15 protein-coding genes are annotated in these 12,310 nt (G+C 66.2%); 12 read left to right on the plus strand and 3 right to left on the minus strand.

The annotated features are described in order from the left end of the window. The first annotated feature begins 12 nt into the window (after positions 1-12). The 6 genes from pstA to FQV39_RS25385 all read left to right on the plus strand — a co-directional run bounded on the left by pstA (position 13) and on the right by FQV39_RS25385 (position 4,006). Complete coding sequence (gene pstA / locus FQV39_RS25360; RefSeq protein ID WP_149132813.1) at positions 13-897, plus strand: phosphate ABC transporter permease PstA; 885 nt, start codon at positions 13-15, stop codon at positions 895-897. 39 nt (positions 898-936) lie between these two features. Beyond that, the gene (gene pstB / locus FQV39_RS25365; protein ID WP_149132814.1) at positions 937-1,743 is read left to right on the plus strand and encodes a phosphate ABC transporter ATP-binding protein PstB; all 807 of its coding nucleotides are present in this window, start codon (positions 937-939) and stop codon (positions 1,741-1,743) included. A gap of 76 nt (positions 1,744-1,819) precedes the next feature. Then, positions 1,820-2,539 carry a phosphate signaling complex protein PhoU gene (gene phoU / locus FQV39_RS25370; RefSeq protein ID WP_149132815.1) on the plus strand — a complete coding sequence of 240 codons (720 nt, stop codon included), beginning with the start codon at positions 1,820-1,822 and terminating at the stop codon, positions 2,537-2,539. A gap of 265 nt (positions 2,540-2,804) precedes the next feature. Beyond that, a complete protein-coding gene (gene phoB, locus FQV39_RS25375; protein WP_149132816.1) occupies positions 2,805-3,503 on the plus strand; it encodes a phosphate regulon transcriptional regulator PhoB in 699 nt (232 codons plus the stop codon). Between the two features lie 107 nt (positions 3,504-3,610). Continuing rightward, the gene (locus FQV39_RS25380) at positions 3,611-3,790 is read left to right on the plus strand and encodes a hypothetical protein (RefSeq protein WP_149134034.1); all 180 of its coding nucleotides are present in this window, start codon (positions 3,611-3,613) and stop codon (positions 3,788-3,790) included. 12 nt (positions 3,791-3,802) lie between these two features. Beyond that, a complete protein-coding gene (locus FQV39_RS25385; protein ID WP_149132817.1) occupies positions 3,803-4,006 on the plus strand; it encodes a hypothetical protein in 204 nt (67 codons plus the stop codon). Between the two features lie 45 nt (positions 4,007-4,051). On the opposite strand, the gene FQV39_RS25390 is transcribed toward FQV39_RS25385, so the two are convergent. From FQV39_RS25390 to FQV39_RS25400, 3 genes are read right to left on the minus strand one after another with little or no spacing between them, the layout of a single operon-like run. Beyond that, a complete protein-coding gene (locus tag FQV39_RS25390; RefSeq protein ID WP_149132818.1) occupies positions 4,052-4,336 on the minus strand; it encodes a DUF3175 domain-containing protein in 285 nt (94 codons plus the stop codon). A gap of 16 nt (positions 4,337-4,352) precedes the next feature. Next, positions 4,353-4,739: a SpoIIAA family protein gene (locus tag FQV39_RS25395; RefSeq protein ID WP_149132819.1), complete on the minus strand. Its 387-nt coding sequence runs from the start codon at positions 4,737-4,739 to the stop codon at positions 4,353-4,355. Between the two features lie 54 nt (positions 4,740-4,793). After that, a complete protein-coding gene (locus FQV39_RS25400; RefSeq protein WP_149132820.1) occupies positions 4,794-5,717 on the minus strand; it encodes a LysR family transcriptional regulator in 924 nt (307 codons plus the stop codon). 95 nt (positions 5,718-5,812) lie between these two features. On the opposite strand from FQV39_RS25400, the gene argH reads away from it, so the two are divergent. From argH to FQV39_RS25430, 6 genes are all read left to right on the plus strand, one after another. Continuing rightward, positions 5,813-7,228 carry an argininosuccinate lyase gene (gene argH / locus FQV39_RS25405; RefSeq protein WP_149132821.1) on the plus strand — a complete coding sequence of 472 codons (1,416 nt, stop codon included), beginning with the start codon at positions 5,813-5,815 and terminating at the stop codon, positions 7,226-7,228. After that, positions 7,225-8,118: an amino acid ABC transporter permease gene (locus FQV39_RS25410; protein WP_149132822.1), complete on the plus strand. Its 894-nt coding sequence runs from the start codon at positions 7,225-7,227 to the stop codon at positions 8,116-8,118. The genes argH and FQV39_RS25410 overlap by 4 nt, the downstream gene beginning before the upstream one ends. Further along, the gene (locus FQV39_RS25415) at positions 8,115-8,909 is read left to right on the plus strand and encodes an amino acid ABC transporter ATP-binding protein (RefSeq protein ID WP_149132823.1); all 795 of its coding nucleotides are present in this window, start codon (positions 8,115-8,117) and stop codon (positions 8,907-8,909) included. Before FQV39_RS25410 ends, FQV39_RS25415 begins: the two co-directional genes overlap by 4 nt. Positions 8,910-9,008: 99 nt before the next feature. Then, positions 9,009-9,839: an ABC transporter substrate-binding protein gene (locus tag FQV39_RS25420; protein ID WP_149132824.1), complete on the plus strand. Its 831-nt coding sequence runs from the start codon at positions 9,009-9,011 to the stop codon at positions 9,837-9,839. A 252-nt stretch (positions 9,840-10,091) separates the two neighbouring features. Then, positions 10,092-11,270 carry a cell division protein ZapE gene (zapE, locus tag FQV39_RS25425; RefSeq protein ID WP_149132825.1) on the plus strand — a complete coding sequence of 393 codons (1,179 nt, stop codon included), beginning with the start codon at positions 10,092-10,094 and terminating at the stop codon, positions 11,268-11,270. Between the two features lie 206 nt (positions 11,271-11,476). After that, a complete protein-coding gene (locus tag FQV39_RS25430; RefSeq protein WP_149132826.1) occupies positions 11,477-12,076 on the plus strand; it encodes a TetR/AcrR family transcriptional regulator in 600 nt (199 codons plus the stop codon). Positions 12,077-12,310 lie beyond the last annotated feature (234 nt).

A 12,310-nucleotide genomic window follows, 5' to 3' on the forward strand; every position in this document is an offset into this window, starting at 1 on the left:
GGTCTTTCGTCCATGACCATGACGACCACGCCCCGCGAACTGCCCCACACCCCCTGGGGCCGCGTGCGCCAGTCCCGCCGCACCGCCGACCGGCTGATGAAGATCATCGCCACGGCCTTCACCTTCTGCGCCATCTTCGTGCTGTTCTGGATCCTCGGCATGCTGCTGGTGAAGGGCATCGGTGGGCTCTCGCTCGCCACCTTCACCGCGGTCACGCCCGGTCCGGGAACTGAAGGTGGCGGCCTCGCCAACGCCATCGTCGGCTCCTTCGTGCTGACCTTCCTCGGCATCGCCATCGCGACGCCGATCGGGGTGCTGGCCGGCACCTGGCTCGCCGAATACGGCAAGGGCTCGCAGCTCGCGAACCTGATCCGCTTCATCAATGACATCCTGCTCTCGGCGCCGTCGATCCTGATCGGCCTGTTCGTCTACGTCATCCTGGTCGAGCCCTTCCGCGGCTATTCCGGCTGGGCCGGCGGCGTGGCGCTCGGCATCATCGCGATCCCGGTCATCGTGCGCACGACCGAGGACATGCTGAACCTCGTCCCCGGCCCGCTGCGCGAGGCGGGGGCCGCGCTCGGCGCGCCACCTTCGGTCGTGATCACCAGCGTGACCTGGCGCGCCGCCAAGGCGGGCATGGTGACCGGCATCCTGCTGGCGCTCGCCCGCATCGCCGGCGAGACGGCGCCGCTGCTCTTCACCGCACTGAACAACAATTTCTGGTTCTCGCCCTCGCTGGCCGGCGGCGTCTCGAACCTGCCCGTCACCATCTACCAGTTCGCCTCTGCTCCCTACGAGAACTGGCAGCAGCTCGCCTGGGCCGGCTCGCTGATCATCACGATCTCGATCCTGCTGCTCTCGATCATTGCCCGCCGCATTGTCGCCGGTGGCAAATAAGACTTGAATCCAACCCGGTCGCGCCCGACCTTGAGGACCATGTCGATGCTTTCGACCCTTGAACTCTCCCCGCAGACGCTCGATGCCGAGGCTCCCATCCGGATCGCGGTGAAGAACCTCGATTTCTACTACGGCGAGCACAAGGCGCTGAAGAACATCAATCTCGATTTCCGCGACCGGCACGTCACGGCGCTGATCGGCCCGTCCGGCTGCGGCAAGTCGACCCTGCTGCGCATCTTCAACCGGATCTACTCGCTCTATCCGGAGCAGAAGGCCACCGGCGAGATCATGCTCGACGGGCGCAACATCATCTCGAACGACGTCGACGTGAACGAGCTGCGCTCGCGCGTCGGCATGGTGTTCCAGAAGCCGACGCCGTTCCCGATGTCGATCTACGACAACGTCGCCTTCGGCATCCGCCTCTACGAGAAGCCGCCGAAGTCCGAGCTCGACGACCGCGTCGAGGGCGCGCTGCGCCGCGCCGCGCTGTGGGACGAGGTCAAGGACAAGCTGAAGAGCTCCGGCATGGGCCTCTCCGGCGGTCAGCAGCAGCGCCTGTGCATCGCGCGCACCATCGCGCAGAAGCCGGAGGTGATTCTGTTCGACGAGCCGACCTCGGCGCTCGACCCGATCTCGACCGGCAAGATCGAGGATCTGCTGGAGCAGCTGAAGAGCGACTTCACCATCGCCATCGTGACGCACAACATGCAGCAGGCGGCACGCATCTCGCAGTACACCGCCTTCATGTATCTGGGCGAGGTCGTCGAATTCGCGCCGACCAATACCATCTTCATGAACCCGGCCAAGAAGCAGACGCAGGATTACGTCACCGGCCGGTTCGGCTGAGCGACATTTTGTTTTGCATCGGCTTTCCCGAAAACCGCCTGCCGTTTTTCGGGCCGATGCACCGGAGGACAACGCCATGACCGACCACATCGTCCGTTCCTACGACACCGATCTCGAAGGCATCCGCCGCAGCCTCGCCGAAATGGGCGGCATGGCCGAACGCATGCTCGGCGACTCCACCGTGGCGCTGGTGCGCCGCGATACCGGCCTTGCCCAGAAGATCATCACCGCCGACCAGCGCCTCGACAACCTCCAGCGCGAGGTCGAGGAAAAGGCGGTTTTGACCATCGCCCGGCGCCAGCCGCTCGCCAACGACCTGCGCGAACTGATCTCGGCGATCCGCATCGCCGCCGACATCGAGCGCGTCGGCGATCTCGCCAAGAACATCGCCAAGCGCGCCGTCGCCATCGCCGGCCAGTTCCAGCCGCCGCATCGCGCGGTGGTCGGGCTCGAGCACATCAGCCGCCTCGTACAGGCGCAGCTCAAGGACGTGCTTGACGCCTATGCCGCCGGCAACGAGCAAAAGGCGCTCGAGGTCTGGCGCCGCGACGACGAAATCGACGCGCTCTACACCTCGCTGTTCCGCGAACTCCTGACCTACATGATGGAAGATCCGCGCAACATCACCTTCTGCACGCATCTGCTGTTCTGCGCCAAGAACATCGAACGCATCGGCGACCACACCACCAACATCGCCGAGACGATCCATTATCTCATCACCGGCGACTCGCTCGACGTGAACCGGCCGAAGCTCGACACGACCAATATCGAAGTCGAGGCGGTCACGGGCAGCTAGGTTGGAGGGGACGATTGCGGATTGTGAGCCGCGGGCCGAGGAAGGCTCCTTCTTTCCCCACCCATCTCGGGCTTACCCGAGATGGGCATTTCCTGATGTCGAAGTCGGCAACAGCCGACTTCGATGTGGGGAAGGGTATGGGGATGGGGGGCGTCCCGCCTGGTGAGCGCTCGCCCGGTCGTTCGCCCCCCACCCCTGCCCCTCCCCACAAGGGGGAGGGATTCCCTGCGCCCTTCGTCAGAACAAACCCAATCGGAACCGCGCCATGGCCGCACGCATCCTGATCGTCGAGGACGAGGAGCCATTGACCCTGCTGCTGCGCTACAACCTCGAAGCCGAGGGCTTCGCGGTGGATAGCGTTGCGCGCGGGGACGATGCCGAACTGCATCTGCGCGATCACACGCCCGATCTCGTGTTGCTCGACTGGATGCTGCCGGGCCTCTCCGGCATCGAGCTTTGCCGCCGGCTGCGCTCGCGGCGCGATACCGAGCGCGTGCCGATCATCATGCTGACCGCACGCGGCGAGGAGACCGAGCGCGTGCGCGGGCTCGCGACCGGCGCCGACGACTATGTGGTGAAGCCGTTTTCGTTGCCGGAACTGATCGCGCGCATCCAGGCTCTGCTGCGCCGCGCCAAGCCTGGCCATGTTGCAGGACTGCTCGCCGCCGGCGACCTCGAACTCGATCGCACCACGCGGCGGGTCCGCCGCGCCGGCAGCGAACTGCATCTCGGCCCGACCGAGTTCAGGCTGCTGGAATTCCTGATGCAGGCGCCGGGCCGCGTTTACTCGCGCGCGCAGCTCCTCGACGCCGTCTGGGGCCGTGACGTCTATATCGACGAGCGCACCGTCGACGTCCATGTCGGCCGGCTGCGCAAGGCGATCACGCCCGCCAACTCCAAGGATCCGCTGCGTACGGTGCGCGGCGCCGGCTACGCCTTCGACGAGACTTTCGCGCGCAGCTGAGCGGCGCTCCAGCTGCACCCTCATTCGCAACTTGCGGTGAACCTTGCCTCCCCGCTCGCGTTGATCCTGAATGTCAACGCGAGCCAGAGGAGGTCGCCGTGAGCAAGATGCCGCCCATCCCGCCGGCCAGTCGAAGCGACAAGGGCCCGGGCGGGCCGGATCATGTGGAGCGGGATGTGCGTAGCGCCAGGGGTGGCGAGCGCCGGCCGAGCCAGCCTGACCAGCAGGGCCAGCAGGGCAATACCCGCATCAACACGACCCATCAGGGGTTCCAGCAGGACCGTTGAGGAGGCTGCCTAATGTCGACCTCGACCAAGGCGCCGCAAACCATCCGGCATGGTGGCCCCGGCGCCGCCCATCAGAATGCGAAGAAACCGCCGGAGATCCGCAAGCCGCCGGCCGACGATGAAAAACGGCAGCACTCTCGCGTTTCGGGAGGCGGTGGCGAGCGCGACAGCCACCATGGGCACGATCCGGCCCGCAAGGGTGGCAGGTCTCCGTGAGAATCCCTCTTCAGGATGATCCCTGAAGGATTCCGGCAGGGAGCCTCAGCCGTCGCGGTGGAAGAGGCGGCGCAAGCTATGCTTGGCCGCTTCCAGCGTCTTTCGCCGTTCGGCCGTCAGCTTCCGGCCGGCGCGGTTGATGTAGAAGGTCAGCATCGACATCGCCGAACGGTAGGGGCTCGACTTGCGCCGGCGGCTGTGTTCGGCCGACCGCTTCAGCGAACGCGCGATCCGTCGCGGATCGCCTTGCTTGAACACGGCCTTCTCGAGATCGAGCGCGTTGCTCCTGCTGGTGATATCGGCCGACCACCTGTGTTTGTGGGCGGGCATGGCGTCCTCCTGTCAGTCAGGCATTCGGTCCGCCCTCGATGTCACCGGCCCAGGTCAGCGCCGTTTCGTACTCCTCCGGTTTGAATGTGCGGACGGTCACGAAGGGGATCGCGGGGTTGAGCAGGTCGACGAAGGCGGTGAGCCAGCCCCTGTCGGTGATCACCGCCTCGCGCGGGAAGCGTTGCAGCTCCCAGAGCTTGCCGAGGCTGTAGCGCGCATCCTTCCAGGCGGCAGCCAATGTCATATCGGTGAAATCGGTGAGGTCGGCGAGGATGCCGACTTTCTCGTGTCGTGCGAGCTTCGCCTCGATATCGGCCACGATCCCATCGAGATCGTCGCTGGTCAGCGTCTGCGACAGGCGGTAGGCGCCGACATGGTCAGGGGCAGGCAGAATGGTGAACATGGCTCCTCCTTGCTCAAGACAACGCGGAGCAAGAGTTGAAGTTTCCTGCGATGATCAGGCCGCCACGGGAGCACGGGTGGCGGCGTCGAACCGGGATGCCTCGGAGCGCAGCCAGCCGATGAATTCATCGAGGCCGGGGCGATGAGGCTGGCCCAGCGGGTGCGTGAGCCAGCAGCCCGTCGCGCTGGTGAAGCCGAGGCCGAGCGGGTTGACGAGCGCGCCCGAGGCCAACTCGTCCGCCACGTAGCAGCGCGGCGTCAGCGCGACGCCCAAACCCGCGACGGCGGCGCTGATGATGACGGAGTAATAGCCGTAGCGTACGGTATGCTCCGGCACGGCACCACGCAGGTCGTGCGCCTCGGTGAACTCGGCCCAGAAGGTCGGCATCTGGAAATGCTGCAGCAGCGTCATCTTCTGGATGTCGGCGGCGCGACGAAAGCCGCCCATGCGCTCCACGAGGCCAGGCGCGGCGACGAGGGCGACGTCGCGGCCGAACAGGTAGTGCGCCTCCTTGCCGGGCCAGGGCGGAACGCCATGAGCGATCTCGATATCCGGCTCTTCAGTCTCGCTCTCGCTGACATAGTTGGTGAACTGGACGTCGACGCCGGGATGCGCCGCAGCGAAGGCGGGAAAGCGGGCCATCAGCCAGCGCTCGCCGACGATTGCGACCATATGCAGCCGGATTGGCCGGGCGATGGCTGCGCGCTCGGCCAGGCGCCTGGCGCCACGCTCCATCTGCTCCAGCGCCGCTTCGGCATAGGGCAGGTAGATCGCGCCGGCTTCGGTCAGCTTGAGTCCGAGCGGGCTGCGGTCGAACAGCACGGTGCCGAGATGGTGTTCCAGCGACAGGATCTGCTTGGAGACGGCACTCTGGGTCAGGTTGACGACCAGGGCGGCGCGGGCGGTCGAGCCCAACCTCGCAACCGTGGTGAAAGCCCGCAGCGCGGTCGATGACGGGGGAGGCCGGCCGGCGGCCATGGGGTATTCCTTTTTGGACTATCGCGGCGGAGATCGTTTCGTTTGCTGGCGTCTCGGTCAAGAGGCCATTCTTCCCTAAGGGAGGACCAAGCATCATGAACCAGACGACCCGCCTGTGGGGCGGACGCTTCCGCAAGCCGCCGGATCCACGGCTGATGAAGCTGTCGAGCGCGGCCGGCGAGCACGCCAGGCTGGTGCCGCAGGATGTCGCGGGCGGCAAGGCGCACGCCGCCGAACTCGGACGCGCGGGACTGCTGACGACGCAGGAACTCGACACCATTCTGACCGCGCTCGATGCGATCGCGCGGGACACGGTCGAAGGTCGGATCGCACCGGGGCCGCAGGACGAGGATGTCCATACCTTCATCGAGCGCATCCTGACCGAGCGGATCGGCTCGACCGGCGCCAAGCTGCGGGCCGGGCGCTCGCGCAACGACCAGGCCGCCAACAACCTCAAGCTCTATCTGCGTGCGAAATCGCGCGCGCTGGCGGGAATGCTGGCGGAGCTGCTCGACGCCATCGCCGATCAGGCCGAACTGCACGCAGCTTCGGTCAGCCCCGGCTTCACCCATCTCCAGAGCGCCCAGCCGGTCACCTTCGGCCACTGGCTGATGGCGCATGGCCAGGTGTTAATGCGCGACGCTTCGCGCCTGACCGACTGGGAGAAGCGCTCCGGCCAGTCCCCGCTCGGTGCGGCAGCGCTCGCCGGCTCGGCGATCACGCTCAATCCCGAACTCAGCGCCAAGGCGCTCGGCTATGACGGGCCGTTCGAGAATTCGGTCGATGCGGTCGGTGCGCGCGACCATGTCGCGGAGTTCCTGTTCGTCGCCGCCATGCTGGCGACGAACCTGTCGCGGCTCGCCGAGGAGGTGACGCTGTGGGCCTCCCGGCAATTCGCCTGGGTGACGCTGGACGACGCCTTCGCCACCGGCTCCTCGATCATGCCGCAGAAGAAGAACCCGGATATCGCGGAAATCTCGCGCGGCCGGGCGGCGCGGCTGACCGGCGATCTCGTCGCCATGCTCGGAGCGTTGAAGGGGCTGCCGCTTTCCTATAACCGCGACCTCGCCGAGGACAAGCACGCTGCCTTCGACGCCGTTGACGTGCTGGAAGAGGTGCTGCCGGCCTTCGCCGGGCTGATCGCCAGCATGAGCGCCGACGCCAAGACAATGCGCGCCCAGGCCGGTTCCGGTTTCGCGCTGGCGACCGAGGTGGCGGATCATCTCGCCCGCAAGGGCGTGCCTTTCGCCGAGGCGCATGAGATCACGGGGGCGCTGGTGCGCTATTGCGAGGAAATGGGCCGGGAGCTGGAGTCGCTCGATGCGGTCGACCTCAGGGCGGTCGATCCGCGGCTCGATGCCGGGGTGCTCGACCATCTGACGCTCGATGCCGCGGTCGCCGCGCGCAGCGGCCATGGCGGCACCGCGCCCGAGCGCGTGCGCGAACAGATCGCCCGCTTCCGCGACAAGCTTGCCGCCCTCGAAACCTGGAGCCGGGAGACGGGCCAATGAGCGTCGCCACTTCGCCGATCAGCCGCCGCGACCTCGCCCAGGTCTCGCATCTGAGAATCGTGCCGCGGCGCTTTTACGGGCGCTGGGTCGCGTCAGCGATCATCCTCGCCATCCTCGCCTGGGTGGTGATGGCCTTCGTCGAGGGTGATATCGCCTGGCCGGTGGTCCGACAGTTCTTCACCGCGCCGGCGATCCTCTCGGGCCTCGGCAACACGCTGATCATGACCGTCTGCGCCATGGCGCTCGGCATCGTGCTCGGTGTGATCTTCGCGATCATGTACATGTCGCCGAACCCGGTGCTGCGCAGCGTGGCGCTGTTCTACATCTGGTTCTTCCGCGGCACGCCGCTGCTGCTGCAGCTCCTGATCTGGTTCAACCTGGCGCTGGTCTTCCCGACCATCGGCATTCCCGGCCTGTTCTCCTGGCGCACGATCGATGTGATCGGCCCGTTCATGGCGACGCTGCTCGGGCTCGGCATGAACCAGGGCGCCTACACCGCCGAGGTGGTGCGCGGCGGCATCCTCTCCGTCGACACCGGCCAGACCGAAGCCGCCAAGGCGATCGGCATGACCCGGCTGACGACGCTGCGCCGGATCGTGCTGCCGCAGGCGATGCGCGTCATCATCCCGCCGGTCGGCAACGAGGTGATCAGCATGGTCAAGCTGACCTCGGTGGCGAGCGTGATCCAGTATGCCGAGATCCTGCGCAACGCGCAGACGATCTACTACGCCAATGCCCGCGTCATCGAATTGCTGATCGTCGCCGCCGGCTGGTATCTGCTCGTGGTGACGCTTCTGCAGATCGGACAGTATTTCCTCGAACGCCACTTCTCGAAGGGGCGGGGAGGGCGGCGCACCAAGCGCGCCGCGGTGCAGGAGGAACCGGCATGAACGCGGTGGCGAACACGGCCGTGGCCGATAGTGCGATCGTTACAATCGCCAATGTCAGCAAGTTCTTCGGTGACCTTAAGGCGCTGAACGACGTGTCGCTCTCGATCGAGCCCGGCATGGTCCAGTGCATCATCGGGCCATCGGGTTCGGGCAAGTCGACGCTGCTGCGCTGCATCAACCAGCTCGAGAAGATCGACCAGGGCGCGATCCGCGTCGATGGCGAGCTGATCGGCTATCGCCGCGTCGGCGACGAGCTACACGAGCTGACCGATCCGGAGATCGCGCGCCAGCGCCTCGTCACCGGCATGGTCTTCCAGCGCTTCAACCTGTTCAACCACATGACGGCGCTGCAGAACATCATCGAGGGGCCGCTCACCGTGCTGAAGCGGCCGCGCAAGGAGATCGTCGCCGAGGCGATGGCATTGCTGGAGCGCGTCGGCCTTGCCGACAAGCGCGATTCCTATCCGAGCGAGCTCTCGGGCGGGCAGCAGCAGCGCATTGCCATCGCCCGTGCCTTGGCGATGAAGCCGAAGCTGATGCTGTTCGACGAGCCGACCTCGGCGCTCGACCCCGAGCTCGTCGGCGAGGTGCTGGGCGTGATGCGCGATCTCGCGGCCTCCGGCATGACGATGATCGTGGTCACGCATGAGCTCGGCTTCGCCCGCGAAGTGGCCAACGACGTCGTCTTCATGGACAAGGGCGAGATCGTCGAGCAGGGGCCGCCGCAGACCGTTCTCGTCGCGCCGAAACAGGCGCGCACGCGCGACTTCATCGCCGCTGTCCTGAAGTGACGACAGCGAGATTCTTGGAGTTCAACGCATTGCTTTAAGCGAAAAGCCGGTTCCCAGTTTTTCGCGCAATGCTTCAAGGTTCATAACAGGGAGAGACCCATGCTTCGTTTGACCATTGCCGCGGCCCTGCTCGCCGGCACAGCGCTCACCGCGCAGGCCCAGGCCCTGCCGGACCGCATCAAGACCGCCGGCAAGATCGTGATCGCGACCCAGCCGAATTATCCGCCGATCGCCTTCAAGGACGTGGCGACCAACCAGCTCGCCGGCTTTGACATCGAATTGGGCGAGGCCATCGCCAAGGAGCTCGGCCTCAAGGTCGAGTGGCAGGAGACCGCCTTCGCCCAGATGCTGCCCTCGCTGCAGACCGGCCGCGTCGATGCAGTCATGGCCGGCATGAGCGACCTGCCGGCGCGCCGCGAGACCGCGGACTTCATCGACTATCTGGATTCCGGCGCGCAGTTCTACACGGTCACGGCTTTCAAGGACACGATCAAGACCCCGGAGGATCTCTGCGGCAAGAGCGTCGGCGCCAGCCGCTCGACCAACTGGCCGAAGCAGATCGGCGAGTGGAGCGATGCGAACTGCGTCGCCAAGGGCAAGCCGGCGATCAACGTGGTCGGCACCGAGGGCTCGGTCGATGCCCGCACCCAGCTCAAGACGCAGCGCCTGCAGGGCGGCGTCCAGGGCAGCGAGACGATGAGCCATTTCCAGAAGCTGGAGCCGAACACCTACATCCCGCTCGGCAAGCCCTTTACCAGCTCGCTCTCCGGCATCCCCTTCGCCAAGACGGCCGAGGGCACGCAGCTGCGCGACGCCGTCAAGGCCGCGCTCGATCGCCTGCAGGCGAACGGCACCTATGACGCGCTGATCCAGAAGTACGGCCTGCTCGACAACGCGGTGAAGCCGATCACGGTCAACCAGGGCAAGTAAGCCGTCTGGGTGGTGAGGCCCTCAGCCTTGCTGCCACGCAACGACCACGCTGTCATTCCGGGCGCAGCGAAGCGGAGACCCGGAATCCGTCGGAGAGCGCACGGCGCCCTATGATGGATTCCGGATCTGCGCGGCTTCGCCGCTTGTCCGGAATGACGGCGTTCTGCTGAAGCTCTCCCGAGCGGGGTTGCGGTGGCGGCGGTGCTGCCGTAACCCGGTCTGGTCTTTTCCGGATCGCCACCGCCTGCCGCCATGACAGTCTCGATCACCGACCGTTACGCCGCCCTGGTCGAGGCGGGCGCCATCGAGCGCGATCCGGCGCAGGTGGCGGCGGTGAAGAAGCTCGAGGCGCTGACGGCGGCGCTGGCCGCCCGCCGCCTCGCGCGCAAGGGCAGCGCGCTGGGCTGGCTCTTCGGCAAGAAGCCGGATACGGCGCAGGCGCCGAAGGGGCTCTATATCTGGGGCTCGGTCGGCCGCGGCAAGACCATGCTGATGGACATGTTCTTCGAGGCTGCGCCGGTGAAGCGCAAGCGCCGCGTGCATTTCCACGAGTTCCTCGCCGACGTCCACCGCCGCATCAACGCCTACCGGCAGAAGATCAAGAGCGGCGAGGTCAAGGATTCCGATCCGATCGCACCGGTTGCGGCAGATCTCGCGGAAGAAGCCTATCTGCTCTGCTTCGACGAGTTCACGGTGACCGACATCGCCGATGCGATGATCCTCGGGCGGCTGTTCACGGCGCTCTTCGCCGCCGGTATCGTCGTGGTGGCAACCTCCAATGTCGAGCCGTCCCGCCTCTATGAGGGCGGGCTCAACCGGGCGCTGTTCCTGCCCTTCATCCAGCTGCTGCAGAGCAAGGTCGAGGTTCTCAAGCTCGACGCTCGCACCGATTTCCGGCTGGAGAAGCTCGGCGGCGCGCCGGTCTACCATGTGCCCGCCGATGCGAAGGCCAGGGCCGCTCTCGATACCGTCTTCAAGGCGATTTCCGGCGCGGCCCACGGGCATAAGGCAGTGCTGAGCGTGCAGGGCCACGAGCTCGTCGTGCCGCATGCGGCGGACGGCGTGGCGCGGGCGCACTTCACCGATCTGTGCTCCCAGGCCTATGGAGCCTCGGACTACATCGCCCTGGCGCAGCGCTTCCATACGCTGGTGCTCGACGACATTCCGATCCTCGATTACGACCGGCGCAACGAGGCCAAGCGCTTCATCATCCTGATCGACACGCTCTACGAGCACCATGTGAAGCTCGTCGCCTCGGCGGCGGCAGAGCCGCATGAACTCTACCATGCGAAGCAGGGGCGCGAGGCCTTCGAGTTCGACCGCACCGTCTCGCGGCTGATCGAGATGCGCTCGGAGGATTATCTCGCGCTGCCGCATGGAAGGCCGGATTCGGTGGCGAGCGGCGATACAACGGGGCTGGTGGAGACGTGAGCGTGAGGCGAGCTCAGATCCCTGCCGTCATTCCGGAGCGCCCGAAGGGCGAGCCCGGAACCCATGAACACGCCGTTCGAAATCGGGCCGCAGCCTGCGAGGTGCCTCCCGCGTGGACGCCGGTGTTCATGGGTTCCGGGCTCATCGCTGCGCGATGCCCCGGAATGACGGCGGTGGGGTGCCCCGCTCCGGGAGACCTATGAGCCATGCCGCAGCGCGAGCCGAGCGAGACCCGCATCCTTTCGGTCGCCAGCGAGCATCTGCGCAAGTTCGGGCTGAAGCGCTTCACCGTCGTCGCCGTGGCGGAAGAGGCGGGCATGACCCATGCCAATGTCTACCGCTACTTTCCCTCGCGCGTGGCGCTGATCGACGCCGTGGTCGATGTCTGGCTGAAGGCGACCGAGCGCAAGCTCGCGGACATCGCCGATGGCCCCGACCCGGCTGACGACAAGCTCGAACGGCTGATCCTGGCGCTGGCCAAGGCCAATCGCGACCTGTTGCAGGAAGACCCGCATCTCTTCGCGGCGCTGTCGCTGGCCGTCGCCAAGCGCCATGCCATCAGCCGGCGCAACCGCACGCGGGTGAGGGCCCTGTTCGAGCGTGTCGTCGACGAGGGGGTCGCAACGGGCGTCTTCGAGCCGCGCGACCGCGAGCGCGCCGTCGCCTTCGTCATCGATGCGACGAACCGCTTCATTCACCCTGCCTCGTTGGCGCTGGAAGCCGACGTGCCGCAGGCCTCGGTGGACACGCGGCTGTCCACCTTGATCCGGGTGATCCTGCGGGTGCTCGGCAGTGGGATCGTGTGAATAATCTGGTTACGAATTACAATCTCTGTAAATTGTAACTTGTGCTTTTTATCCCAAACGGAACTGGGTGGGCGAGGCGACTTTCGATAAGTCTTTGAAAAATCGAGCTTGGCTTCGCGCAGATCGTCCCATCTGCGTCCAACGCCCGAGAAAAGCCGCTTTTCGGGCAAGGGTTGCGGCAAAAGCCCGGTTTGGGCCAAAGGAACGCACGGTTCGGCCGGCCCCCCGGCCTGC

Source organism: Bosea sp. F3-2 (assembly GCF_008253865.1).
Classification (GTDB): domain Bacteria; phylum Pseudomonadota; class Alphaproteobacteria; order Rhizobiales; family Beijerinckiaceae; genus Allobosea.

Bases quoted from the DNA above. Each gene is read 5' to 3' on its own strand.
- pstA (WP_149132813.1), top strand. From the start codon at position 13: ATGACCATGACGACCACGCCCCGCGAACTGCCCCACACCCCCTGGGGC.
- pstB (WP_149132814.1), top strand. From the start codon at position 937: ATGTCGATGCTTTCGACCCTTGAACTCTCCCCGCAGACGCTCGATGCC.
- phoU (WP_149132815.1), top strand. From the start codon at position 1,820: ATGACCGACCACATCGTCCGTTCCTACGACACCGATCTCGAAGGCATC.
- phoB (WP_149132816.1), top strand. From the start codon at position 2,805: ATGGCCGCACGCATCCTGATCGTCGAGGACGAGGAGCCATTGACCCTG.
- FQV39_RS25380 (WP_149134034.1), top strand. From the start codon at position 3,611: ATGCCGCCCATCCCGCCGGCCAGTCGAAGCGACAAGGGCCCGGGCGGG.
- FQV39_RS25385 (WP_149132817.1), top strand. From the start codon at position 3,803: ATGTCGACCTCGACCAAGGCGCCGCAAACCATCCGGCATGGTGGCCCC.
- FQV39_RS25390 (WP_149132818.1), bottom strand. From the start codon at position 4,336: ATGCCCGCCCACAAACACAGGTGGTCGGCCGATATCACCAGCAGGAGC.
- FQV39_RS25395 (WP_149132819.1), bottom strand. From the start codon at position 4,739: ATGTTCACCATTCTGCCTGCCCCTGACCATGTCGGCGCCTACCGCCTG.
- FQV39_RS25400 (WP_149132820.1), bottom strand. From the start codon at position 5,717: ATGGCCGCCGGCCGGCCTCCCCCGTCATCGACCGCGCTGCGGGCTTTC.
- argH (WP_149132821.1), top strand. From the start codon at position 5,813: ATGAACCAGACGACCCGCCTGTGGGGCGGACGCTTCCGCAAGCCGCCG.
- FQV39_RS25410 (WP_149132822.1), top strand. From the start codon at position 7,225: ATGAGCGTCGCCACTTCGCCGATCAGCCGCCGCGACCTCGCCCAGGTC.
- FQV39_RS25415 (WP_149132823.1), top strand. From the start codon at position 8,115: ATGAACGCGGTGGCGAACACGGCCGTGGCCGATAGTGCGATCGTTACA.
- FQV39_RS25420 (WP_149132824.1), top strand. From the start codon at position 9,009: ATGCTTCGTTTGACCATTGCCGCGGCCCTGCTCGCCGGCACAGCGCTC.
- zapE (WP_149132825.1), top strand. From the start codon at position 10,092: ATGACAGTCTCGATCACCGACCGTTACGCCGCCCTGGTCGAGGCGGGC.
- FQV39_RS25430 (WP_149132826.1), top strand. From the start codon at position 11,477: ATGCCGCAGCGCGAGCCGAGCGAGACCCGCATCCTTTCGGTCGCCAGC.